General features: G+C 57.6%; 24 protein-coding genes, 1 tRNA gene and 1 riboswitch. Of the genes, 16 read left to right on the forward strand and 9 right to left on the reverse strand.

All coding sequences use genetic code 11. The features are described 5' to 3' along the window. Nucleotides 1-68: 68 nt before the first annotated feature. The 5 genes from flgL (at nt 69) to ACPT9Q_RS05820 (ending at nt 4,066) form a co-directional block, all read left to right on the forward strand. Entirely contained in the window at nt 69-1,538 is a 1,470-nt protein-coding gene (gene flgL / locus ACPT9Q_RS05800; protein WP_427365191.1) for a flagellar hook-associated protein FlgL, read from the forward strand. Nucleotides 1,539-1,607: 69 nt separating this feature from the next. After that, a complete protein-coding gene (locus ACPT9Q_RS05805) occupies nt 1,608-1,961 on the forward strand; it encodes a flagellar protein FlaG (RefSeq protein ID WP_427365192.1) in 354 nt (117 codons plus the stop codon). Between the two features lie 11 nt (nt 1,962-1,972). Further along, nucleotides 1,973-3,325, forward strand: coding sequence for a flagellar filament capping protein FliD (gene fliD / locus ACPT9Q_RS05810; RefSeq protein WP_427365193.1), 1,353 nt, complete (start codon nt 1,973-1,975; stop codon nt 3,323-3,325). Nucleotides 3,326-3,330: 5 nt separating this feature from the next. Beyond that, nucleotides 3,331-3,726 (forward strand): flagellar export chaperone FliS, encoded by a 396-nt coding sequence (gene fliS, locus ACPT9Q_RS05815; protein WP_026137390.1) that lies wholly within the window; start codon nt 3,331-3,333, stop codon nt 3,724-3,726. Continuing rightward, the gene (locus ACPT9Q_RS05820; RefSeq protein WP_427365194.1) at nt 3,707-4,066 is read left to right on the forward strand and encodes a flagellar protein FliT; all 360 of its coding nucleotides are present in this window, start codon (nt 3,707-3,709) and stop codon (nt 4,064-4,066) included. Before fliS ends, ACPT9Q_RS05820 begins: the two co-directional genes overlap by 20 nt. A gap of 149 nt (nt 4,067-4,215) precedes the next feature. On the opposite strand, the gene ACPT9Q_RS05825 is transcribed toward ACPT9Q_RS05820, so the two are convergent. Together ACPT9Q_RS05825 and ACPT9Q_RS05830 are read right to left on the reverse strand one after the other, a co-directional pair. Beyond that, complete coding sequence (locus ACPT9Q_RS05825) at nt 4,216-4,464, reverse strand: nucleotidyltransferase domain-containing protein (RefSeq protein ID WP_427365195.1); 249 nt, start codon at nt 4,462-4,464, stop codon at nt 4,216-4,218. 75 nt (nt 4,465-4,539) lie between these two features. Further along, nucleotides 4,540-4,842, reverse strand: a complete 303-nt coding sequence (locus ACPT9Q_RS05830; protein ID WP_427366728.1) for a HEPN domain-containing protein — start codon at nt 4,840-4,842, stop codon at nt 4,540-4,542. A gap of 1,435 nt (nt 4,843-6,277) precedes the next feature. Here ACPT9Q_RS05830 and ACPT9Q_RS05835 point away from each other — a divergent pair. Then, a complete protein-coding gene (locus ACPT9Q_RS05835; RefSeq protein ID WP_427365196.1) occupies nt 6,278-6,745 on the forward strand; it encodes a hypothetical protein in 468 nt (155 codons plus the stop codon). Between the two features lie 5 nt (nt 6,746-6,750). On the opposite strand, the gene ACPT9Q_RS05840 is transcribed toward ACPT9Q_RS05835, so the two are convergent. The 3 genes from ACPT9Q_RS05840 to ACPT9Q_RS05850 all read right to left on the reverse strand — a co-directional run bounded on the left by ACPT9Q_RS05840 (nt 6,751) and on the right by ACPT9Q_RS05850 (nt 8,302). Then, nucleotides 6,751-7,251, reverse strand: a complete 501-nt coding sequence (locus tag ACPT9Q_RS05840; RefSeq protein WP_427365197.1) for a nitroreductase family protein — start codon at nt 7,249-7,251, stop codon at nt 6,751-6,753. 410 nt (nt 7,252-7,661) lie between these two features. Then, nucleotides 7,662-8,015: a HepT-like ribonuclease domain-containing protein gene (locus ACPT9Q_RS05845; RefSeq protein ID WP_427365198.1), complete on the reverse strand. Its 354-nt coding sequence runs from the start codon at nt 8,013-8,015 to the stop codon at nt 7,662-7,664. Next, nucleotides 8,012-8,302: a nucleotidyltransferase family protein gene (locus ACPT9Q_RS05850; RefSeq protein ID WP_427365199.1), complete on the reverse strand. Its 291-nt coding sequence runs from the start codon at nt 8,300-8,302 to the stop codon at nt 8,012-8,014. Before ACPT9Q_RS05850 ends, ACPT9Q_RS05845 begins: the two co-directional genes overlap by 4 nt. A 127-nt stretch (nt 8,303-8,429) precedes the next feature. Between ACPT9Q_RS05850 and ACPT9Q_RS05855 the strand changes: the two genes are divergently transcribed. After that, nucleotides 8,430-8,714: a tyrosine-type recombinase/integrase gene (locus ACPT9Q_RS05855; protein WP_427365200.1), complete on the forward strand. Its 285-nt coding sequence runs from the start codon at nt 8,430-8,432 to the stop codon at nt 8,712-8,714. Nucleotides 8,715-8,800: 86 nt separating this feature from the next. Here the strand turns inward: ACPT9Q_RS05855 and ACPT9Q_RS05860 are convergent. Together ACPT9Q_RS05860 and ACPT9Q_RS05865 are read right to left on the reverse strand one after the other, a co-directional pair. Continuing rightward, a tRNA-Val gene (locus ACPT9Q_RS05860) sits at nt 8,801-8,875 on the reverse strand. A 22-nt stretch (nt 8,876-8,897) separates the two neighbouring features. Beyond that, entirely contained in the window at nt 8,898-9,323 is a 426-nt protein-coding gene (locus ACPT9Q_RS05865) for a hypothetical protein (RefSeq protein WP_427365201.1), read from the reverse strand. Between the two features lie 54 nt (nt 9,324-9,377). Continuing rightward, a riboswitch (cobalamin riboswitch) is annotated at nt 9,378-9,554 on the forward strand. Between the two features lie 111 nt (nt 9,555-9,665). On the opposite strand from ACPT9Q_RS05865, the gene ACPT9Q_RS05870 reads away from it, so the two are divergent. After that, nucleotides 9,666-10,574, forward strand: coding sequence for a helical backbone metal receptor (locus tag ACPT9Q_RS05870; protein ID WP_017873760.1), 909 nt, complete (start codon nt 9,666-9,668; stop codon nt 10,572-10,574). On the opposite strand, the gene ACPT9Q_RS05875 is transcribed toward ACPT9Q_RS05870, so the two are convergent. Next, the gene (locus tag ACPT9Q_RS05875) at nt 10,528-10,845 is read right to left on the reverse strand and encodes a hypothetical protein (protein ID WP_017873761.1); all 318 of its coding nucleotides are present in this window, start codon (nt 10,843-10,845) and stop codon (nt 10,528-10,530) included. The two genes, ACPT9Q_RS05870 and ACPT9Q_RS05875, sit on opposite strands and share 47 nt — an antisense overlap. A 42-nt stretch (nt 10,846-10,887) precedes the next feature. On the opposite strand from ACPT9Q_RS05875, the gene ACPT9Q_RS05880 reads away from it, so the two are divergent. The 5 genes from ACPT9Q_RS05880 to ACPT9Q_RS05900 are packed head-to-tail and all read left to right on the forward strand — an operon-like array spanning nt 10,888 to nt 17,425. Further along, on the forward strand, nt 10,888-11,892 hold the full coding sequence (locus tag ACPT9Q_RS05880; RefSeq protein ID WP_017873762.1) for an iron chelate uptake ABC transporter family permease subunit: 1,005 nt from the start codon (nt 10,888-10,890) through the stop codon (nt 11,890-11,892). After that, the gene (locus tag ACPT9Q_RS05885) at nt 11,889-13,154 is read left to right on the forward strand and encodes an ATP-binding cassette domain-containing protein (RefSeq protein ID WP_427365202.1); all 1,266 of its coding nucleotides are present in this window, start codon (nt 11,889-11,891) and stop codon (nt 13,152-13,154) included. The genes ACPT9Q_RS05880 and ACPT9Q_RS05885 overlap by 4 nt, the downstream gene beginning before the upstream one ends. 22 nt (nt 13,155-13,176) lie before the next feature. Then, nucleotides 13,177-14,694, forward strand: a complete 1,518-nt coding sequence (locus ACPT9Q_RS05890) for a DUF4384 domain-containing protein (protein WP_427365203.1) — start codon at nt 13,177-13,179, stop codon at nt 14,692-14,694. Between the two features lie 14 nt (nt 14,695-14,708). Then, nucleotides 14,709-15,911, forward strand: a complete 1,203-nt coding sequence (locus ACPT9Q_RS05895) for a diguanylate cyclase (protein WP_427365204.1) — start codon at nt 14,709-14,711, stop codon at nt 15,909-15,911. Next, on the forward strand, nt 15,908-17,425 hold the full coding sequence (locus ACPT9Q_RS05900) for a hypothetical protein (protein WP_017873633.1): 1,518 nt from the start codon (nt 15,908-15,910) through the stop codon (nt 17,423-17,425). Before ACPT9Q_RS05895 ends, ACPT9Q_RS05900 begins: the two co-directional genes overlap by 4 nt. On the opposite strand, the gene nth is transcribed toward ACPT9Q_RS05900, so the two are convergent. Next, nucleotides 17,388-18,017: an endonuclease III gene (gene nth, locus ACPT9Q_RS05905; protein ID WP_017873632.1), complete on the reverse strand. Its 630-nt coding sequence runs from the start codon at nt 18,015-18,017 to the stop codon at nt 17,388-17,390. The genes ACPT9Q_RS05900 and nth overlap by 38 nt on opposite strands. Before the next feature lie 60 nt (nt 18,018-18,077). On the opposite strand from nth, the gene ACPT9Q_RS05910 reads away from it, so the two are divergent. From ACPT9Q_RS05910 to ACPT9Q_RS05920, 3 genes are read left to right on the forward strand one after another with little or no spacing between them, the layout of a single operon-like run. After that, the gene (locus ACPT9Q_RS05910) at nt 18,078-18,746 is read left to right on the forward strand and encodes a hypothetical protein (protein WP_427365205.1); all 669 of its coding nucleotides are present in this window, start codon (nt 18,078-18,080) and stop codon (nt 18,744-18,746) included. After that, the gene (locus ACPT9Q_RS05915; RefSeq protein WP_427365206.1) at nt 18,743-20,743 is read left to right on the forward strand and encodes a hypothetical protein; all 2,001 of its coding nucleotides are present in this window, start codon (nt 18,743-18,745) and stop codon (nt 20,741-20,743) included. The genes ACPT9Q_RS05910 and ACPT9Q_RS05915 overlap by 4 nt, the downstream gene beginning before the upstream one ends. A 2-nt stretch (nt 20,744-20,745) precedes the next feature. Then, nucleotides 20,746-21,273 carry a hypothetical protein gene (locus ACPT9Q_RS05920; protein WP_427365207.1) on the forward strand — a complete coding sequence of 176 codons (528 nt, stop codon included), beginning with the start codon at nt 20,746-20,748 and terminating at the stop codon, nt 21,271-21,273. Nucleotides 21,274-21,280 lie beyond the last annotated feature (7 nt).

The following is a 21,280-nucleotide window of genomic DNA, read 5'->3' on the forward strand; positions in this document are numbered from 1 at the left end:
GGCTGGTTCGTGTGTTTTGGTGTGAGGCAGGGATGCCTTGAGAATACCTCAGGAGGAGGTTGAGTTCAATGGGTCTTCGGATTAACCAGAACATCACGGCGCTCAATGCCCACCGCAATCTGGTGGCGACAGACAGCGCCCTCTCGAAATCCTTAGAGCGGCTCTCTTCGGGCCTTCGCATCAACCGGGCAGCGGATGACGCTGCAGGGCTTGCGATTTCCGAGAAGATGCGGGGGCAGATTAAGGGGCTTGCCCAGGCCATCCGGAACGCGCAGGATGCCATATCGCTCATCCAGACAGCTGAAGGTGCCCTGAACGAAACGCACTCCATTCTCCAGAGAATGCGCCAACTCGCCGTCCAGGCCGCAAACGACACCCTCACCCCGGACGACCGGGAACAGATTCAGAAAGAAATCAACCAGCTCATTGAGGAACTCGACCGCATCGGCAACACCACCGAGTTCAACACCAAAAAGCTCCTGAACGGCCAGGCCGGGTACGCGGTAACGGAACAGAATGGTGTGGCAAGCGGCGGGGCGGTAACGGTGAACGGAGTTACCTATGCCGCGGGTAGTAATGTAAGCTCGGCGGATCTCGATGCCCTTGTCACCCGCATGACCCCAGGGACGAACACCAAGGCCGGAGTGTATACTGTTGTCATCACCCAGAACGCTACCAGGGCCCAAATCGGAGGAGAAAATGCGGGAAATACTACGGTTGACTATGATGGTACCATTGTCCTCAACGGTGTCGCCATCAACGTGGTATCGGGTGAGAACCTGGACAACGTGGTCCTGAAAATCAACAACGTCAAAAACCTCACTGGTGTCGAAGCAGCAGTCAGTGGCAACAGCATTGTCCTCACCTCCATCAACTACGGTAGCAGTGCCACCATCAATGTTTCTGGAAGTAACGACCTTCTGAAAGACCTCGGTCTGACCAGTGGTACCGAAACCGTCCTCTCCGATGCCGGAACGGATATTGTGGGAACCATCAACGGGAAGGCAGCCATAGGGAAGGGTGGAACGCTGACCCTTGTGGCTCCTGGGGATGATGCCGATGGGCTTTCCATCACCATTGACCCCTCAAAGCTTGAGCTTGGAAGCGGTGCTAAGTTGCAGTTCTCGGCGGTGGTTGATGCAAGCGGTGCGGTGACGCTCCATATCGGTGCCAACAAGGACCAGACGATGACCGTGAGCATCCGGGACATGCGGGCCAAAGCGCTGGGTGTTGATCAGATTAGCGTTCTGAGCCAGACTGAGGCTGAGGAGTCCATCGCTAAGATCGACCTTGCCATCAACGACGTCTCCACAGAACGGTCCAAGCTCGGTGCTTACCAGAACCGTCTCGAGCACACCATCGCCAACCTCGGAGTGGCGAAGGAGAACCTGGCTGCTGCCGAGTCCCGTATCCGTGACGTCGATATGGCCGAGGAAATGATGGAGTTCACAAGGTCGCAGATTCTCCTCCAGGCCGGTGTGGCCATGCTTGCCCAGGCCAACACCCTGCCGCAGGCAGTGCTCCAGCTTCTCCGGTAATAGAAAGGCAAAGAGGGAAGGGCATATGCCCTTCCCTCTTTCTTTGTTTGAAGAGTAGGGGTGGCAGCGATGAGGGTTGAAGGACAGAAAATGGAGAGCCGGTTCCTCCTTTCTTCCCCTGCACTTCAGCGGGAGGAAGAGGCGGCAAAGCCTCAGGAGGGGGGAAAGGAAGCGACGTTGCGGGTATCAACACTCCTTGATCCTGAGAAAGTCGAGGAGTTCGGGAAGGTTCTGAAAAGCCTCTTTGAGGTCTTCAATCTTGAGCTCCACTTCACTGTCCACCGGCCCACCGGGGAGGTCATCGCCCGCATCGTGAACCGGGAGACCGGCGAGGTCATCCGGGAGATTCCTCCGGAGAAGTTCCTCGACATGGTGGCCAAGCTCCAGGAGCTTGCGGGAATCCTGGTGGATGAGGTCGTCTGAGGAGGGAGAACATGGCCGGAACGCTGAGTATCGACGGGCTCATTTCAGGACTCAAGACCTCAGAAATCATCGAGAAGCTTGCCGAAGCCGAGCGGGCCCCCATCACCCGGCTTGAGGAGAAGAAACAAACCTATACTACCAGGCTCTCCCTGTGGCAGACGGCAAACACCAGGCTCCTGGCACTGCAAAACAGCGTCCTGAATCTTTCCCTTGCTTCTACCTTCCTGGCCAAAAAAGCCACCACCACAGGCGATGCCCTCTCGGTGGCCCTAAGAAGCGGTGCTCAGGAAGGGACCTATGTCCTCACCGTGGAGCAGGTGGCCACCGCCCACCAGATGGCCACCTCCCTGGCCTATGCCGATACCGACACCACCCGCTTTGGGGAAGGGACCATCACCATCACGGTGGGGGGGAAGGTCACGGAAATCACCATCGATGCCTCCAGCAACACCCTCTCGGGGATCCGGGACGCCATCAACCGGGCAAAAGCCGGCGTTCAGGCCACCATCGTGAAGACGCAGGAGGGTTTCCGGCTTTTTCTGACGAGTGAGAAAACAGGGCTTGAGAATGCCATGACTATCAGCGTGGCCCTCTCGGGAGGGGAAGCGGAAATCTCGGGCTGGACCGAGGTTCAGGCAGCCCAGAACGCCCGGGTCCTCCTTGGCGGGACAAACCCCCTTGTGTATGAGGGGCCCTCAAACATTGTCACCGACTTCATCCCCGGCATGACCCTCAGCCTCCAGAAAACCGGAAGCGCCACCGTCACCGTTTCCCGGGACCTTGAGGCGGTGAAAAACGCCATTTTGAACTTCACCGGTGCCCTCAAAGACTTCCTGCAGTTTGTGAAGGACAACACCTCTTACGACCCTGAGACGAAAACCGCCGGGGCCCTCCTTGGGGAAACAACACTTACCCGGGTGGCGACAGAACTCGTGCGCCGCCTCACCGGACAGGTCGCTTCAGGGGTCTACCAGAGCGTCATGGACCTGGGCATTACTCTGGACCGCTACGGCAACCTCCTTGTGGACGAGGGGAAACTCGCGCAGGCCCTTGAGAGCAACCTCGAGGCAGTGCAGGAGCTCTTTGCGGGAGAGGGGGGTGTGGCGGCATCGCTCAAGGAGTACCTCCGCTTCGTGACCGACCCTTACGAGGGGATCATGCAGAGCACCCAGAAGCTCTATGAGCGGGTCATCAAGGACCTTGATGAGCGCATCGCCCTCATGGAGGAACGCCTTGAGGCGCAGAAAGAACGGTGGCTGAAGCAGTTCACGGCTCTGGAGAGTTTCCTTGGCACCATGCAGACGCAGAGCAACTGGCTCGCCCAGCAGATTGCCAGCCTCAATAAATCGACAGGAGGGAGCTGAGAACAATGGGCACCTACAGCGCGACCATGGCCCGGCGGTTTTACGAAGAGAACACTGTGAACACTGCTTCACCGGTGAAGCTTGTGGTTCTCCTGTATGATGGGGCGATCAGGTTCCTGAAGCTCGCCGAACGGGCTTTCGCTGAAGGGGACCGGGCTTTGGCCCGGATGCACATCGGGAAAGCGGAGAAAATCATCCTCGAGCTTCTCGGCAGCCTCAACTTCGAAGACGGAGGCGAAATTGCGGAGAACCTCTTCGCCCTGTACCGGTTCGTCCTTCGGGAGTGCGCCCGGATGAGCGGGGAAAACTACGAAGAAGTGCTCCCCGGGGTCATCCGCATTCTCTCTGGACTGCGCGATGCCTGGAAGGAACTTGAGGCCTATGGGCAGAGAACCTCTTGAGCTCCTCGAGGAGCTCCTCAGGGTCACTCTGGAAATGCATGGCGAGGTTCTTGCAGGGAGTCTCGACCATCTTCCGGAATATCTTACTGCTCGCCAGCACCTCATCGATGCCCTCGGTCCACTGCTCCAGGAACTTGGAGATGCTGACCGTTCCCAAGCTCTTGCCTTGCTCCAGGAAATTGTGAAAAAGGACGAGGAAGTCCGCCACCGGGTTGAGGAACTCCTGAAAAGGGAACTCGCCTCCCTAAAAGAGGGGCAGAAAACTGTCCAGGCCATGCGGGCTTTCCGCGAAAGCCTGGGGGATTCGGCATCTTCCCGGTTTATAGAGGGAGAAGGGTAACAGATTCCTGTGCGGTTTTACCCTGGCTGCACGATGGAGCAATCCGTCTCCCCAGGCTACGAAGTGGCAGAGCATCTCACTTTGGCGCACCGGGGGCTTTCAAAATCCCTGCAGATTTTGCCCTCGGGGAAGCTTCCGGCGAGCTTTGGTCAGAGTTCTATCCCTGTTCTCAGAACTTCCTCGATGAAAGGATTCTTTGAGGCCTTCATGGCTTCGAACTCTTCAGGAGTGTAGACCAGGGGCTCTACCGGGAGGTCCGTGAGCTCAAGAATGCGCCCGATGCGTTCGAAGAACCGCTCCCGAAAGTCGCCGACGATAACAAGGTCGATGTCGCTTCCTTCGTGGATTCCCCCCGGGCAAAGGAGCCATAGAGGTAGATTTTCTCTATGGGGAAGCAAGATCTGAGCTGTGCCGCAAAGGCCTTTATTTCCCCAATAAGTCTTTCACGGTCTGCAGGATCGACTCGGCGGAGCTTAGGCACTTCTTCGCATCCTCCTCCTCGTAGAATTCGCTTGGGGCGAGTTCCCCAGAAAGGCCATTTGGATACCTTTAAGCGCCTTCTCCCCGCTTTGCTGCGCCTGAAAGCAACTCCACTCGTAGTGCCGGGCCCTGTAGCTATCCCAGGCCGCTTGCAGGTCGGCTTCAGCCTGTTTGAGCCACTTGAGGGTCATCCTCCTCATGGCTTTATCGTACCAGATTCCCGTTGACCCCCTATCTTGCAAGGCGATTTTTCCCTCGAAAACAGGGAATTCTTCGACTCTCGTGGTGAATCCCATTCTGCCACTGCAAGCCCGTCTTTTCGCTCTTTTCTTTGCCACTGCGAGGTCGCCTTTTCGTCCCCTTTCTCTGTCACTGCGAGCCTCGTTTTTTCGCTTGGCGAAGCAGTCTCGTTTTTTGCGATTGTGAGACTGCTTCGCTTCGCTCGCAGTGACAAAAGGGGGGACTGCTTCCGGCTACGCTCCTCGCAGTGACCTCTCCTTTGTCACTGCGAGGTCGTGGTATCGCCTCCGAAGCAGTCTCTGAGATTCCTCGCCGCTTCGCGGCTCGGAAGGACTAAAGAAGAAGGGCTCGGAATGACCGGTCAAAAGAGTCCCTGCGAGGTCGTATTTTCGCCCTTTTCCTGTGTCACTGCGAGCTCGTAGTTTCGTCTGCGAAGCAGTCTCAACCACCAGATTGCTTCGGGCCTTCGGCCCTCGCAATGACCAGCGAAAAGAGTCACTGCGAGGTCGTCGTTTTGTTTCCGAAGCAGTCTCTGAGACTGCTTCGCTTCGCTCGCAGTGACAAGAAAAAGGAATCCTGCGGTGACAGAAAAGGGCTCGCGATAACTCCCATTGTGTCACTGTGAGGTCGTATTTTCGTTTCTGAAGCAGTCTCTCCTTTCCTCACCTCAGGAAATACGAGACCGCTTCGTCGCTTCGCTCCTCGCGGTGACAGAAGAAGAGGTGTCACTGCGAGGTCGTAGTGTCGCCTCCGAAGCGGTCTCGCTTTTTCAGCTTCTTTGGTGTTCACGCGAACCAGGACTATGAGGTTGCTTCGTCACTTCGTTCCTCGCAACGGCGGGAAATACGTCCGCCGACTTTCGCTTCGTCGCTGCGTTCCTCGCAGTGACAAAGGAAAGGAACCTTCACACAGTGACAGAACGAGATCCTCGCATGACAGACAAAAGGAATTCTCGCAGTGACCCCCTGCCGTGTCACTGCGAGCTCGTCTTTTCGTTCGCGAAGCAGTCTCTTCCTTTCCTTCACCCCGTGGGAATACTATGGGAATACGAGACTGCTTCGTCGCTTCGCTCCTCGCAGTGACACTGAAAAAGGCTCCTTGCAGTGACAAAACAAAAAAGCTTCTCGCAAATGATCCTTTCTTTGTCACTGCGAGGTCGTCGTGTCGTCTCCGAAGCAGTCTCCTTCCCTACCCCGTGGAAATACGAGACTGCTTCGCTTGCAGGAACAGAAGAGGGGACCGCTTCGCCGCTTTGCTCCTCGAAGCAGCAAAAGGGGAATCACGGTCTCGTTTCTGAGAGGGGAAAGTTGTTGCGAGGCCATCTTTCTATATCTCCAGAGTAATCTCAAAAATCCTCCTGGGGTACTTGCTGCCCCCCTTGGCTTGGCAATAGTTGACAGTAACCCTCTTTTTCTGGAGTCTTGAAGAAGCAGAACAGTGTGACAGGGGTAGGGAAGAAGTGGCATAATAGGAGAGGAGGGAGGGGGGAAGATGGGTGAAGACCTTCAGAGTCTTTCAAGGCGCATAAAGAGGCTGGAAGAGGAGAACTTTAAGCTTCGGGTTGTCCTTCTATTTGTGCTCCTTGGCGTGTTTGCCCTGGGTTTCCTCGGGTTTGTGCGGTGGAACAGGGAAATCGTGGCGGAGAGGTTTGTCCTCGTCGATTCCCTGGGGAATGCCCGGGCAACCCTGTCGTCGGCTCCCGAGGGCCCGGTCCTTGCGTTCCTTGGTCCTGATGGGAACATGCGCATGGCCATGGTCCTGACAGAAGACATGGCTGGCATCGCCCTCTGCGACACCCATGGGGTCCCCAGGATGGGCATTGCCCTGGTGGAGGAGATTGCCGGTATTGCCTTTGGGGATCCTGGAGGCTCCCTGCGCATGGGGATGGCCCTGGCTGAAGGAGAACCGGTCATTGGTTTCTACGACGCCCAGGGCAATCTCATTCGCCAGCTCCCGTAAACATCTCAGAAGGTTTGCCAGCACAGAACCTCTGCAAGTGCTTTCTTCTTCGGTGCCGGCGGGATTTCTTCCGGGTATCCCACGGCAAGAATGACCGCAAGCTCGAGGTGCTCCGGGCAGTGAACCAGCTGCTTCACTGCTTCTGAATGCGCCTTTCGGTATGAGTTGACCCAGCAGGTCCCGAGGCCATAGGCTGAAGCGGCGATGATGATATTTTCCGCCGCTGCGCAGGCATCCTCCAGGGCTGTTTCCGCTTCTTTTTCGCAGAAAATCAGAATGGCTGCTCCTGCCTCCTGCAGGAATCTCCCCCACTGGCAGAGTCCGGCAAGTTTCTGTTTGAGTTCTTTTTCGGTGAGCACCACAAAAACCCAGGGCTGCCTGTTGTACCCTGAGGGAGCCAGTCTCCCGCAGTCCACAAGGTCCTCGAGGATTTCCCGGGGAACCTCCTGGTCCCTGTACTTCCTGATGCTCCTTCGGGATTTGATGAGCTTGATGACGTCCTGCATGGTAAGCCCTCCTTATGGGCTCTATTTGTGAGTAGTGTACCCCACCAGAGGCTTGGAATGGCGGGTTTTATCTTCAATTGACCCAGATTACTCGGGCCTTCGATCCTCACAGAGGCAAAATTTTTATACCCTGTAAACTTGGGAGTGTCGGAAGGGGGAGAGACTGTCCTACTACCTTACCCTTTGTGGTAGCTGTGGAGAATGGTCCTTGCAATGGGAAGCGGTGCAAAGATCCCCACAGCCCTTTGGGCGATGACAAGAGATTTGATAGAGCTTGACTTTCCGTTGCTGTCCCAACACGCTTTTGAAAGGTGGACAGGTGGTCCAAAGCCCTGAAAAATCCGGTGGGCGAAAGAGGATTCGAACCTCTGGCCCCTTGCTTGTAAGGTGGGGAACCCTAAAGACGCAACTTACTCCCCACGCCCCGGCTCCTCCAGCTTCCTCACAAGAGCCTCGATCTTCCGTTGAAGGTCGGGGAGGTCCTTTTCTACCGTTTTCCAGACCTCCTCCAGGTCCACCCCAAAGTATCTGTGAACGAGCAAGTTTCGCATAGCGACAATCTGTGGCCAGGGTACCTCGGGGTAGGCTTCGTGGAAGGCTTTGCCGAGTTGTGCGGCTGCCTCTCCGATGAGTTGGATGTGGTACAGGACCCAGACCTGAACCAGTTCGTCCTGCTCAAACGTCTCTTGTCCGCAAGCTGCGTAGCGCTCGATTCTGGCGATGGCGTCCAGAATGTCCTGCAGGAGCTCCCTTGCGCTCCTCACAGGGGAACGGCCTCCTGCAGTACGCGCTCGCGGATGTGGCCCTTGAGGCCACGGCTACTCACCACGTCCACCCTGACTCCCAGAAGCTCCTGGAGTTCCAGCCACAGCCCGGCGTGGTCGAGGAGGCTCCGACCTGGTTCGAAATCAACGATGAGGTCGATGTCGCTTTCTTCGGTGGCCTCACCGCGAGCCACCGAGCCGAAAACGCGCACGTTATGGGCACCGTATCTCGCGCACACACGGAGAATTTCCTCGCGTTTTGCCTTCAGTAACTCCTCAAGCGTCATACTCAGGCCTCCCGGGGGCTTCTCCGGATTACTCCACCAGTCCAGGGCCTTTTCTGGAAACTGGGGAAAGACAGCCCTCCCGGGAAAGTATACCAAAATCCCAGCTCAGAGAGCAAAACCCTGGGGGTTGTGTTCTTCCGAGGTCCACACCGCCATGCATCCCCGGAACTTCCTCCGGACCTTCAAGAACCTCCTCCAGGAAGCCAACCTCCCCATGGTCTCCCTCCATGCCCTGCGCCACAGCTATGCCACTTTGCTCCTTGCAGAAGGCGAGAACCCCAGGGTGGTCCAGGAACTCTTGGGCCACTCCACCGTCACCACCACCCTGGGGATTTACTCCAGGGTACTCCCCTCCCTGAAACAGCAGGCCGTGAAGAAGGTCGAGAGGATTCTGGGGGAGAACAATGTTTGAAAGGTGTTTGATTTCCCGTTGCTACAAAATTGCTACAGTAGCAGGGTTTTTCAGGGTGACCAGGTGGCTGGAAGCCTTGAAAAATCTGGTGGGCGAAAGAGGATTCGAACCTCTGACCCCTTGCTTGTAAGGCAAGTGCTCTCCCCCTGAGCTATTCGCCCACCATTTTTCATTATACCACACTCAGACGCTGCCAAAACCAGCGTGGTACTCAAACCGAAAGCCGTGCCTTTCTGCAGCCTCTGCGAAAGCCTTTCGAATTGCCCCATAGTCAAATCGGTACTCATACTTTGCCCCGAAGAGGTTCGATTGCTCCTCAATGGTGCCGCTTCTTGGGCCGGGAGTGACCCGCGTGACCTCCTTTGTAACGCCAAAGCCCTGGATGTCCTCACCGGAGGCAATTCCCGAACCCCGTTCTTGCAGCATTTCGGAGAAGTGGAGCACTTTGGCACTGTCATCGATGCGGAAGCGGGCAACGTACTCAAGGCGGTCTTTCCGCAAAAACCCCCTTCGTTCGGCAAGAGTCACGGTGAGGGTGAAAACACCTCGCTTTTCCTCGAGTTTCCCCGAGAGGTCCTGAGCAAGTTTTTCGATGTCCTCGCAAAGCATCGCATTGCCTTCTTTCTGGGTGTAGTGTTCATTGTACCACAGAGTGTGGTATACTTACAGTGGTTCGTTTCAGGTGGACGTGGTCCTTAATAGGGAAGCCGGTGGGAATCCGGCGCGGTCCCGCCACTGTGACCGGGGAGCAGGGTGCATGTGCCACTGGGGAAACCCGGGAAGGCGCGCCTTAAGCGATGATCCGGAAGCCAGGAGACCTGCCTGAAGCGCATCCCAACCACTCTTCGCGGAAAGAGGAGGTGGGAAAGTGTCCTGGACTCCGCCCCAGGCATGGAGCATAGCCCTCCCTCTCCCCCTCCTCCTTCGCGAATTCTCAAGGGGGTATGGGCGATGAGGCGAAGAGTTCTCCTTCTTGCTGTTTTTTGCTCTCTCTTCCTGCTCTCTTCGGCTTTTGGGCTTGAGGTCACCGACGATACTGGGCGAACGATCACTTTGTCTTCCCCTGCAGCGCGGGTCATTTCCCTCACCCCGGCGAACACCGAGATCGTCTTTGCCCTGGGGGCGGAGGGAAGCCTTGTGGGGGTCACGACGTACTGCGATTACCCTGAGGAGGCGAAGAAAAAGGAGAAAATCGGGAGCATCACCGAAGTTGACCTTGAGGCAATCGTTCGCCTTGACCCGGACCTTGTGCTTGCCGGGTCCCTGACGCCTCCTGAGGTCATTGAGCGGCTGACCAAACTCGGGTACCCGGTGTTCGTCCTTGACCCAAAGTCTATTCCCCAGGTCATCGAAAGCATCCGGAAGGTTGCTCTCCTCCTTGGGAAGGAAAAGGAAGGAGAGGCCCTGGCTCAAGCCATGGAGAGGAACGTCCAGGAAGTTCAGGCCAGGGTTTCCGGTCTTTCTGAGGAGGAAAAACCCCGGGTGTTCCACGTCATCTGGCACAACCCTCTCTGGACGGCGGGGAAGGACACCTTCATCCATGAGTTCATCACCCTCGCTGGAGGGAAAAACGTAGTAGAGGACCTCTCGGGGTACGTGACCCTCGACCTTGAAGAGCTCCTCCGCCGGAATCCCGATATCATCACCGTGGTGAGCGCCCACGGGGAAAACCTCCCCTACAACTTCATCGTCTCCGATACACGGCTCAAAGTCCTCCAGGCGGTACAGCAAGGCCGGGTATTCGTGGTCGACAGCGACATCGTCTCCCGTCCTGGTCCCCGGATAACCCAGGCTCTGCGCATCTTTGCCTCCATTATCCATCCGGAGATTTTTGGACCGTACCAGTCTTCGAAGGAGTGATCTCGTCTTCCTCAAGAAGCTGCCATTCGGCGTATCCTTCCTTGCGCAAGGGAAGCCGCGCTCCGGTGAGGACCACCCGCTGTTTTGTCGGATGCGTTGTGACGGTTATGTAGGCCCGGACGAGATTCGCGATGGTGGCTTCTTGAAAGGTCAGGGTAGTGCCATCCTGGAGGACGATGGTGGTGCGGAGGTGTTTGTGGCCTTCAGGAATCTCCAGGACAATGGCTTGAATGTCCTCGTTCCGGAAAACCAGGGATTGCCCGCTGGGCATACTCTTCTCCTCCCTTCTCTTTTGGGAGTATAATCATGAGCCATGAAGCGGCGGAAGAGGTTCCGAAAACCTTTTCTTCTTTTTGGCTTTATTGCCCTTTGCGGGGTGAGTTTGTTTGTCGCCCAGGGGGTGGGTCAGGGACGGTATGCGCTCTCCGATTCTCTGGCCCTCTTCTATCCTGAGGGACTTTCCCCGAGTGAGCGGACCATCCTCTTTGCCATCCGCCTCCCCCGGGTGGTCCTTGCCCTTCTTGTGGGGGGAGGACTGGCTCTTTCCGGAACCGTGCTCCAGGGGCTTTTCCAGAATCCTCTCGTTGACCCCTATATCCTCGGCGTGAGTTCAGGAGCAGCCTTTGGGGCAGTGGTGGCGATTCTGACCAGGGTGTACTTTGGCCTTTTCACCGTTCCGCTTTTCGCTTTCCTGAGTGCCCTGGGGACGGCGGTTCTCGTCTTTCGCCTTGCCCGGGTGGGACGGAGGATTCCCCTGGAGACGCTTCTTCTCGCAGGGCTTGCGGTGGGCTTTTTCTTCTCCGCCCTCATCACCCTCGGGATGTTCCTTTCGGGAGAAAACCTCCACCAGGTAGTCTTCTGGACCATGGGAGGGTTCTGGAACCGGGGGTGGGAGGAGGTCAAGATGGTGCTCCCCTTCTTCGCCTTTGCCGTCCCCTTTCTCCTTTCTTTTGGGCGGGAACTCAACGCCTTTCTTTTGGGCGAGAAAGCTGCTGAGAGCCTGGGGGTGGATGTGGAGCGCTTTAAGCGCTGGGTCCTTTCTGTGGTGTCGCTGCTTGTGGCAAGCTGTGTGGCCACAAGTGGCGTCATCGGGTTTGTGGGACTCGTGGTGCCGCATATCCTGCGGCTTCTTGGGTTTCAGGACCACCGGGTGCTTCTGCCTTTGTCTTTGTGCGCCGGGGGCGCAGTGCTCCTTCTTGCCGATACCCTGGCCCGGAGCATCATCCACCCTGTGGAGCTCCCCGTAGGCGTGGTGACCAGCCTCCTTGGGGCGCCCTTTTTCGTGTACCTCCTCCGCCAGAGGAAAAGAGGCTTATGAAGCCGTATCTTGAAGCCGTGAACGTTTCCTTTGCTTACCACGAGGGTGAGAGCGTCCTGAGTGGCGTGACCTTCGCCCTGGAGCGTGGGGATTTTGTGGGTGTTCTGGGACCCAACGGTTCGGGGAAGACGACGCTCATCCACCTTCTGGCAAGGCTTCTGCCGGTGGCAGAGGGCACCGTTTTTCTTGAGGGGCGGGATATCGCCACCTTCCCCCGCCGCCTCTTTGCCCGCAAGGTCGCGGTGGTGTTCCAGGAAATCCCGGGGCGCCTGGACCTCCCCTGTTTCGATGTGGTCATGATGGGGAGGATTCCCTACCTTTCTCGTTTTCGCAAAGAGACGAAGGCCGATGAAGAAGCCGTGCTCTGGGCCATGGACGTGACCGCAACGCTTCCCTTTGCCGAGGAGCCCTTCAGCGAGCTCTCTGGGGGAGAGAAACAGCGGGTGCTCATTGCCCGGGCCCTGGCCCAGAAACCCGAGCTCCTTCTCCTTGATGAGCCCACGAGCCACCTCGATGTGGCCCATGAACTTGAAATCCTGAACATCCTGCAGGGTCTTGTCCGCCTGGGCATCACTGTCGTTGCCGTGTTCCACGACGTGAACCTGGTGGCCCGGTTCTGTGAAAAGGCGTTGCTTCTCAAAAAGGGTCTGCTTTGCTCTTTTGGGAAAGTCGAAGATGTCCTGCATGAGGCTACCTTAGAGGAGCTCTTCGGCGTGCCTTTCGGGAAAGTTCCCCATCCCCTGTCTGCCCGCCCGATCTTTATCCCCCTGGGGAAGAGGGTCCTGAAGGAGCGAAGAGGGCGGATCCACCTGGTCTGTGGTGGGGGGAGTGGCATCCCTGTTATGCGCCTCCTCTCCGAAGAGGGGTTTTCGGTGAGCGTGGGGGTGGTGAACCGGTTTGATTCTGACGAGGAGATGGCCGAGCGCCTTGGATTTACGGTGGTACGGGAAAAACCCTTTTCCCCCATTGGGGAGGAGGCGCTTAGAGAGGCCTTAGAGCTTGCCCGGGGGGCCGATGCAGTAATTGTTGCCCCCACCTTCTGGGGGTGGGGCAACGTCGCCAACCTCGACCTTGCCCTGCAGCTTAGGGAGGAGGGGAAGCCGGTATTTGTATTTGCGGAAACCCTGCGGAAAGATCGGGACTACACCGATGGTGAGGCCCAGAGGAAGCTCTCTGAACTTTGCGCCCGGGGGGCCGAGGTTGTGCACCACCTGCGGGAACTCCTCCAGGCCCTGGAGCGTCGCTTGTGGTATAATGCTTGAAAAGGTGAAGGAGGAGACGGCCATGCAGCGGAGGGGTTTGGTGGTTCTTGCGGTTGTGCTTTTTGTGGGGAGTATAATGGGCCTTGCCCGTGCAGAGGTTCTCCTTCGTTTCACCCTCCATCCTCAAGTGTACATCTCCATCCCCCGTTCGGCGGACGTCTCTGTCTCTGTGGATCGGGGAGAGGGTGCGACCTACGATATCGGTGATCCCGTCACCATTCGTTTTCGGGCAACCCGGGATGGCTACGTGAACCTCATCGATTACCTCCCAAGCGGCGACGTGCAGGTTCTTGTGCGGAACCGGTTTGTTCGCGCCGGCATCAGTGAAACGTACACGAAAAACGTTACGGGTCCGGGAGGGACCGAGCGGCTTGTGGTGCTCCTTACCCGGAATCCCGTCTCGGACGGGGACCTCGAGCGTTTCATTCAGGCGCCGCACCAGGCGGGGCGTATCTTCCACGCCCAGTACGCGACCGACCGGACGCATTTCCAGGTGGTGGCCCGGATGGAGGGAACAATCCTCACCCTGGAACCTCAAACGGTTCAGATTGGTCCCTCCAGTGCCCTTGTGTTCACCGCCTCGCTTTCGACCGCTTCGGGCCAACCCCTTGGGGGGCAGGAACTCGTCTGGTCGACAAGCAGTGGTTCTCTGGCCACAACCCGCACCGTGACCGATTCTCGCGGAATGTCCCGGAACACCTTTTACGCGCCGTCCTTTTCAGGAACGGTGACTGTGGAAGTGCGTTTCCCGGGTGGTGTTCGCCTTGCCCCTTCTTCGGCGGTAGCTACGGTTGAGGTGGGCCAGAGGATTGTCGAGACCTACCTTAGCCTTGAGCCGGCAAAGACTGTTCTGGCCTCAGGGGAACGGATACGGATTGTGGCCTATCTCCGGGACCGGGAGGGACGAGCCCTGGCTGGTCGCACGATTGAGTGGGAGGTCCCTCAGGGAACCCTGAGTGCACCCTCCAGTGTCACCGATACCTCCGGTCGGGCCTGGGTGTTCTACACTGCCCCAAGGGTGGCGACCACAGGAGATTTTGACCTTGTGGCTCGCTTTCCGGGAAGCGCCCAGTACGCTCCTTCTGAGGCCTTTGTCACCCTCACGGTGGAGCGGTTTCGCCCGGTGCTTTCGGAAGCCCTCTTTTTCGTGGATTTCTCAAGCGGTTCTCCAAAGCACAACGGAAGCCGGCTCAGCTACCAGGGGAAAGTGGTTGCCGGGTTTTCGGTGAACGATGTTTCTCTCCTTGAGATGCGCCGTGGGGAGGTGCTGGAGTTCCGTTTCTCCCCCGGGGGTGTGCCTGAGGAAGGCGCCGTGTACCTCTGGGTTCAGGGAGACCCTAACACCCGGGTGCGGGTGACGCTCAACGGAAAAGACCTCGGCACCGTTCCGGCAGTGGATGGTCTACTTGCCCCAGGCACCGAGCAGCGGCTCCTGGCCGTGGCAGGGGATTTCGTTGAGGGAACTAACACCCTGAAGGTTACCGCAGAAGGCCCAGGAAGGAGCGTTATCCGCCTTCAGCGGATTGTGATTGCTTTTTGAGGGAGAATGCGTAGGTGGGCGGCAAGAAGTCGCAATCCGGGGTTCTTCGGGAACTCGCCCGGCTTTTCCCGCTTCCGGAAGGCGAAGAGGGTCTTTTCAGGATTCTGGATTTCGCCCTGGAGGTCCTCGGAGCGTCGGGCCTTCTCTACGTGAGGAGGGGGCGGCGCTTCGTTCGGGGTACCGGTTTTCTCCAGGACGTGGAGAGTCTTGCAGGGTCCTGCACCCTTCGACGTGGAGTGGTCAACGGGCTTCGCTTTCGGCGGTTTGCCATCGCCCAGGAAGCGGAGCTCTTTGTCTTCTGGGAGGAAAACGAGAGGTGGACTTTTCCTCTTCCGGTCCTCTCCCTGGTTGTGCGTCTTTTTGAGCTTTTTGAGCGCCTGGATCATGCGAGGAAGCGCTGGCTCTGGCTCTTTGACGGAAATCCCGATCTCCTCTTTTTCCTCGATGACCAGGGATGCATTCTTGAGGTCAACGCCCGGGCGGAGCGGCTCCTGGGACGGGAAAGGGGAGACCTTGTGGGGAGAACCATTGCCGAGTACATCGGCGAGGAGACCTGGTGGCTCCTTAAGGAAGAAGCCCAGGGGAGTCGAGAACCGGCGAGAATAGAGATCACCCTTTCTGGTCTTGGAGCTCACCTTGCGCACTTTGAGGCCCTGCTTTTTGCCTTTGAGGGTGGACAGATTTTCTGGCTGGTGCTCCGGGATATCGGCGAGCGAAAGCGGTATGAATCGGTGCTTCTCCGTTTTGCCCTGTACGACCAGCTCACTGAGGTGTACAATCGCCGGTTTCTTGAGGAGTACCTCCGCAAAGAACTCGAGCGTGCTCGCCGGGAGGGGTACCCCCTGGCCCTGGTGATGCTTGATATTGACGCCTTCAAAGCCATCAACGACCGGTACGGACATGTCTTTGGAGACGAGGTCCTGCGGATGGTGGCACGACTCCTTCAGGAGAGCCTGCGCTCGAGCGACGTGGTGGCCCGCTATGGGGGGGACGAGTTTGTTCTCGTTCTCCCCAGGGCGAAGGAGGCGGACGTCCACAAGATCATGGAGCGGATAAGCCGCAACCTCCGGGGAGCCCAGGTGATGGGTGAGCCTTTTCCGGTCCGAATTTCCTACGGGGTGTGTCTCTGGGACGGCCAGAAGAACGTTTCGGAGCTCTTCCAGGAGATTGACCGGAGGATGTACGAGATGAAACAGCAGAGGAGTGGAGTTTCGTGACCTTTCTTCAGGGTGTGGTGAACCTTCCTGCGGATACGCCGTTCAACGAGATGGGGTTCTGGGAGTACACGGCATCAGGCGAAGAAGAAGCCCCGAGTATTCCGCTTTCGGGGGCAAAGGTCCTTGTGGTCCTTGCCGAAAGCGGGGTACCAGTCACCCAGGCTGTCACCAACGACGATGGAATGTTCGTCGCCCGGGTTCCCTCTGGAGAGCGGTATTTCCTTGAGGTCTACGTTGAGCATGACCTTGTGGCGTTGGCCTTTGTCGAGGTGGGTGAGGAGAAGCACCGCGATGTGGGTGTGGTTGGCGATGCAAGCACCCTCCTTGCGATATGCAAGAAGCGGGCCCTTGCCCTGCCCAAAGCCGAAGAGAATCTGAGTGATGAAGTGTTCAAGACCTGGAGGGAAGATCTCCTCAAGCACTGGCGAAAAGGGAAAAGCCTTGTACATTTCCCGCCCCTTAAAGAGGTGGCGAAAAAGAGCGTGGTTGCGTCCCTTGACCCTCTGCGTCTTTTTACGAGGGTTGAGCACTTCTTTGGTGAAGATGGACATTACCTGGTGGTCCTCTGGGAGGCACAGGAAGAGGTGGAAACCACACTGTACCTTCGCCCTTTTCGCCTTCCGGTCTTCCAGAAGGAGGGTCCTCTTGAGGGGAAAACGGGGCGCTTTGTCATGCCCGTTGAGGAATTCGAAGGGTACCTCTTCTTCCTTGAGGCCAAAAACAAGGCCCACCTTCTCGGTCGTACCCCTACCTATGCCGTCCGGGCTCCCTTCACCCCGCAGATTCGGGACGCCACGCTTTTTGGGTACCAGGAGGGGCCGGTGACGGTCCTGCGGCGGGAGACACGGGGGAGAAGAATCATCCATTTCCACTCCGACCGGGATGGGGTCATCGTCCTGACCCTGCGGGGGGCTCAGGAGCGGGGTTTTGAAATCGAAATGGAGTTCGATCTCACCCGGAAGCGAATTTTCCCCAAATGTTTCATGCAGGAGGGCTTCAAGCACCTGACGCTTGCCATGTACTTTTCCGAGGATCGTTCCTTCTTCTGGGGTCCGGTGGGACGGGGCGTGAAGGTCCGGGAAGAGGAGTGGGAGGAGCTTCTGCGGCTGTGGCGGGGGGAGACTCCCGAGGTTTCCCTCAAGGACCACTTCGTGGAGGTGGGGTTTGGCTTCCCCTTCGTGGAGGTCATTGGCTTTTTCAGGGACCAGGAATTCCGTCTCTTCGCCAACCGTTACCCTGAGGACGGGGTGCTGCTCCTTTCCTGCCGCCGCCTGAACTCCCTTGAGGTGGAGTCCACGGTGTACTACCGGGGCCGGGTGAGGCTGTGGGGGGAAGGGGTATTTGAGGGGTGTTTCCTCGACATGGACTTTGAAGGGAAATTCGTCGAGGAGACAGAAAAAGAGGACGAGGACACCTCCTTCCAGAGCTCGGTGAAGGGGCCGGTGACGCTTCGGGCAAAATTCTGGGTTGGGCAAATCAGAGGGTTTTCTCCGGATACGCGCAAAGGTCAGTGATGGGGCAGGCGTGGCAGCTTGGTCTTTTGGCCTGGCAGATGAACCGCCCCAGAAATCCCAAAAGGTGCGATGCCCGGATCCACTGATTCTGGGGGATAAGCGTTCTGAGGTCCTCCTCAATGCGGTCGGGGTTCTGGGCTCTGGTGAGGCCGATGCGCTGCGCCACCCTCCCCACGTGGGTGTCTACAGGAATGGCGGGGATGCCAAAGGCGTTGGCTAAGACGACGTTTGCCGTTTTCCGTCCCACTCCTTCAAGCTGTACCAGTTCCTCCAGGGATGCAGGGACTTCCCCGCCGAAGCGCGCGACGAGCTCCTGGCTCACCTTCTTGATGAAGGCAGCCTTTTTCCGCGCGTAGTTGAGCGGTTGCACGAGCTTTGCCACCTCTTCCTCAGGCGCTTCGGCAAGGGCCTGGGGTGTTGGGAAGGCAACAAAGAGTTCCCGGGTCACCTCGTTGACCTTCTCATCCCGTGCCTGGGCGGCAAGGATTGTGGCGATGAGGAGTTCAAAGGGATTGCGGAACTCAAGGAGTAGGCGTGCGTCGGGAAACCGTTCCTCTAAGCGGTGAAGGATTGCCTCAATCCTCTCCTCCATTGTGCTCCCTCCTTCCGATGATATAATAGAGGAAGCTCTGGCGGCGAGGAAGGGATAGGCATGAAAAAAATCCTGCTCTGTCTTCTGGTGCTTTTTCTTTCTTCGGTGTGGGCCTTCGGCGAGGAGAAATCGCCTGGAACAAAAGAGGTTATCCTGGAACGGGCCGAAAAAATCACCTACGACTCAAAGAACGAGGCATTCAATGCCTCAGGGAACGTGGTCGTCATCCAGGGAGAAAACCGCATCGAGTGTGGGGAGCTCTCCTTCAGCCTCAGGGAGAACCGGGGGTCGTTCCGGGGAGGAGTGCGGGTCACCCGGGGGAAGACGGAAATCCGCGCCCTCACCATGGAGGGGGACTTTGACCGTGAACTCTACACCTTCCAGGGGGATGTGGAGCTCCGGAAAGAGCGGGAAAGCGAGGGAGAGGCCTCGGTGATTCTCTGGAAAGCCGAAACCCTCTCCTACAACGGGAAGAACGAAGAGGCCTGGAGCGAAGGGGGGGTGGAGATTACCTGGAAAGAGGTGCTCCTTCGGGCGGACCGGGCCCATTACTTCCCCAGGGACGAGGCAGAGGGTGAAGAAGAACGGGTGGTCCTTGAGGGGAATGTTGTTATTACCGAGAAAGAGCGGGAAATCCAGGTGGCTCAGGCGGTGTACTTCCTGGACACCGAGACGCTTGAAGCCTCGGGCATCACCCGGGCAAGATTCGTCATCAGGGAGAAGGAATGAACCTCGCCAGGTGGCTTGGTGTTGTCGTTACCGCTTTGGGGATTCTTGTGCTGTGTCGCTTTGCCTTCTCAAGCGAAAAGGCCATAGAGCTTGAGGGTGAGCGCCTCATTTACCTCCTAAAGGATGAAGAGGTCCTGGTCGTTTCGGGGAAACTCACCTATGAGGACATCATCCTCACGGCCTCTGAAATCCGGGTGTTTTTGAGAGATGAGCGGCTTGAGGCCCGGGGGAATGTACGGGTGACGCGAAAGGACGAGGGGTTCACCGCCGAAGAGGTGGTCTACAGCTGGAAGGAGGACTGGTGGCGTTCGAAAAAGGTCTCTTCGGAAATCACCGGGAAGGGCATTGAGGGCAAGCTCTTCTTCCGGGGCGAGGTGGTTGAGGAAAAGGATGACACCATGACCATTGAGGGGGCAAGGCTCACAAGTTGTGATCTTTCTGAACCCCACTACTACATCGAGGCCAGGCGCATCGTGATTTACCCGAACAAAAAGGTGGTCCTCTACCATCTCTCCTACTTCGACTTTGGCCGAAGGCTCTTCTCTCTTCCGTCCTATGCCTTCTTCCTCAACCAGAAGGAACAGCTCCCCCTCCTCCCCATGGTGGGGTATTCCCGTGCAACCGGGTACTACCTGACCTACTACCACAACTACTTCCCAAACGACACCTCCTTTGGCACGGTGGAGCTGAGCTTCTGGGAGAAAATCGGGTGGAAGCTGAGCATCACGCACTACATTGATAACGAGAAGAAGAACGAGAAGGGGAAAATTAACGTCGAGTACCTGGACCGGAAAGGCGCTCCCCCGAAGGTCACGGCAAAGGGTGAGTACTCCCGGAGGTTCGGCAAGACCCTGGACCTCTCCTCGAACTTCTCGTACGCCCAGACGGTGGGGGAGAACGACGCGGTTCTTTCGGCTCAGGCGCTTCTCACCTATACGGAGAAGAAGCTCCAGAGTAAACTCACCGCAAGTTACACCGGAAACTCTCCTCAAGAAAGCAGCGCCCTTTCGGCCACCTGGGTGACGTCTTATGACCTTGGAGGGATTGCGGCAAAGACTCAAGTGGTCTTTCGGGAAGACGCCCGCTTTGGAGCGTACACCGATAGAGACCTCCAGTACGAGGTAGCCCTGCAGAAGACCGCTGAAAAGTACACCTACACCCTTCGCTACACAGGCCATGAGGACCTTGAGGGCGATGTCTATACCGGAGATTTCGTGCGGTTTGTGCGGAAAATCCCGGAGCTTGAGGTGGTCCGCAAAAAAGAACGTCTGGGGAAATCGGACTTCACCTGGCAGGCGGGAGTGCTTCTTGGGCACTACGCCGAGGAGGATACCGGGGTGGTGGACGAGCGTCTGCATCTTTTCCTGGACCTTGAGGGAAAAAGCACTCTCGCAAAAGACACGACACTCGCCTCAAAGCTCCGTTTCGAGCAGAATTTCTACGGGAACGGGTTCGCCCGCTACGTGTTCTCGGGGTCGTTTGCTTTTGAAAAGCGGCTTTCTGAGGCCTTTAGACTTTCTCTTTCCTACAACCGGGCAGGGTACGCTGGAGCGACGCCCTTTCGTTTCGACTACACCACCCCGAAAACGGAGTTCCTGGGTCTTGGGGTAGCGTACGAGGAGGGCCCCTGGAACATCCGGTTTGAGTCGGGGTACGATACCTTAAGCGGGGTGTTCTCAGAAGGGGTCCTTGAGGTGAGCTATGAAGAGAGCGCGACCAAAAACGTCGAGGTCCGGGGGAGCTACGATTTCAACGAGGGAACCTTCACAGGAGTGGTGGTGGAACTCTCCTGGCCTCTTTCCCGGGAGTGGCATATCGGCCTGAGCGGGGGATGGGATCCGGTAAGTGGCGAGCTTGAGGCCCTCCGGGTCCGGCTCACCCGGGATCTCCACTGCCGGGAAATCAGCCTCTTCTACGACCGCTCCCAGGACACCTTCTGGATAGAATACGGCATCAAGGCCTTTCCGGGGCAGACGGTGAAAATTGGGGGTGAGTGAGGATGCGCCGGATGGTATTCCTGGTGCTTTTGGGGCTTCTGTTTGCAGGGTGCGCTTTTGGGGAGCAACCCCAGTGGGGTGAGGCAGGAAAGACCGTCACTTTTCGGATCACCTGTAAAGGGAATCTCGACCCGAACCTTGTGTACCGGGTGGCCATTGATACCGACGGGAACGCCCTCACCGGTCCCTCGGGCGATCCCGGGGAGTGGACCGGGCTGTATGTTCTTGAGTGGCGCAACGGCACTCCCTGGCTTTTGCACCCTGACGGAACGCGAACCTATGTCTCTGCGGGGAATTTCTCTGGTCAAACCGCCGAGGCCACGGTGAACCTTGAGGATCTTGGGAATCCCGGGCAACTCGAGGTGATGGTCGCTGTTGAGGACGGTGGGGGGAATATCATTGACGCCTTGCGGACGTTCTTCACCGTTCGCCTCAGGTACCAGCGGTTCGTTGAGCGGGGCGATGAAGAGGGAGATGCGAAAGACCCCTCGGGTGACCTTCTCCGGGTGAGCGTTGAAGTGAGCTTCTGAAAGGGGG

Source organism: Candidatus Caldatribacterium saccharofermentans (assembly GCF_050267035.1).
Lineage (GTDB): Bacteria > Atribacterota > Atribacteria > Atribacterales > Caldatribacteriaceae > Caldatribacterium > Caldatribacterium saccharofermentans.

What these genes read in the sequence shown, in the direction of transcription:
- flgL (WP_427365191.1), top strand. Translation starts at nt 69, where the DNA reads ATGGGTCTTCGGATTAACCAGAACATCACGGCGCTCAATGCCCACCGC.
- ACPT9Q_RS05805 (WP_427365192.1), top strand. Translation starts at nt 1,608, where the DNA reads ATGAGGGTTGAAGGACAGAAAATGGAGAGCCGGTTCCTCCTTTCTTCC.
- fliD (WP_427365193.1), top strand. Translation starts at nt 1,973, where the DNA reads ATGGCCGGAACGCTGAGTATCGACGGGCTCATTTCAGGACTCAAGACC.
- fliS (WP_026137390.1), top strand. Translation starts at nt 3,331, where the DNA reads ATGGGCACCTACAGCGCGACCATGGCCCGGCGGTTTTACGAAGAGAAC.
- ACPT9Q_RS05820 (WP_427365194.1), top strand. Translation starts at nt 3,707, where the DNA reads ATGGGCAGAGAACCTCTTGAGCTCCTCGAGGAGCTCCTCAGGGTCACT.
- ACPT9Q_RS05830 (WP_427366728.1), bottom strand. Translation starts at nt 4,842, where the DNA reads ATGGGATTCACCACGAGAGTCGAAGAATTCCCTGTTTTCGAGGGAAAA.
- ACPT9Q_RS05835 (WP_427365196.1), top strand. Translation starts at nt 6,278, where the DNA reads ATGGGTGAAGACCTTCAGAGTCTTTCAAGGCGCATAAAGAGGCTGGAA.
- ACPT9Q_RS05840 (WP_427365197.1), bottom strand. Translation starts at nt 7,251, where the DNA reads ATGCAGGACGTCATCAAGCTCATCAAATCCCGAAGGAGCATCAGGAAG.
- ACPT9Q_RS05850 (WP_427365199.1), bottom strand. Translation starts at nt 8,302, where the DNA reads ATGACGCTTGAGGAGTTACTGAAGGCAAAACGCGAGGAAATTCTCCGT.
- ACPT9Q_RS05865 (WP_427365201.1), bottom strand. Translation starts at nt 9,323, where the DNA reads ATGCTTTGCGAGGACATCGAAAAACTTGCTCAGGACCTCTCGGGGAAA.
- ACPT9Q_RS05870 (WP_017873760.1), top strand. Translation starts at nt 9,666, where the DNA reads ATGAGGCGAAGAGTTCTCCTTCTTGCTGTTTTTTGCTCTCTCTTCCTG.
- ACPT9Q_RS05875 (WP_017873761.1), bottom strand. Translation starts at nt 10,845, where the DNA reads ATGCCCAGCGGGCAATCCCTGGTTTTCCGGAACGAGGACATTCAAGCC.
- ACPT9Q_RS05880 (WP_017873762.1), top strand. Translation starts at nt 10,888, where the DNA reads ATGAAGCGGCGGAAGAGGTTCCGAAAACCTTTTCTTCTTTTTGGCTTT.
- ACPT9Q_RS05885 (WP_427365202.1), top strand. Translation starts at nt 11,889, where the DNA reads ATGAAGCCGTATCTTGAAGCCGTGAACGTTTCCTTTGCTTACCACGAG.
- ACPT9Q_RS05890 (WP_427365203.1), top strand. Translation starts at nt 13,177, where the DNA reads ATGCAGCGGAGGGGTTTGGTGGTTCTTGCGGTTGTGCTTTTTGTGGGG.
- nth (WP_017873632.1), bottom strand. Translation starts at nt 18,017, where the DNA reads ATGGAGGAGAGGATTGAGGCAATCCTTCACCGCTTAGAGGAACGGTTT.
- ACPT9Q_RS05910 (WP_427365205.1), top strand. Translation starts at nt 18,078, where the DNA reads ATGAAAAAAATCCTGCTCTGTCTTCTGGTGCTTTTTCTTTCTTCGGTG.
- ACPT9Q_RS05915 (WP_427365206.1), top strand. Translation starts at nt 18,743, where the DNA reads ATGAACCTCGCCAGGTGGCTTGGTGTTGTCGTTACCGCTTTGGGGATT.
- ACPT9Q_RS05920 (WP_427365207.1), top strand. Translation starts at nt 20,746, where the DNA reads ATGCGCCGGATGGTATTCCTGGTGCTTTTGGGGCTTCTGTTTGCAGGG.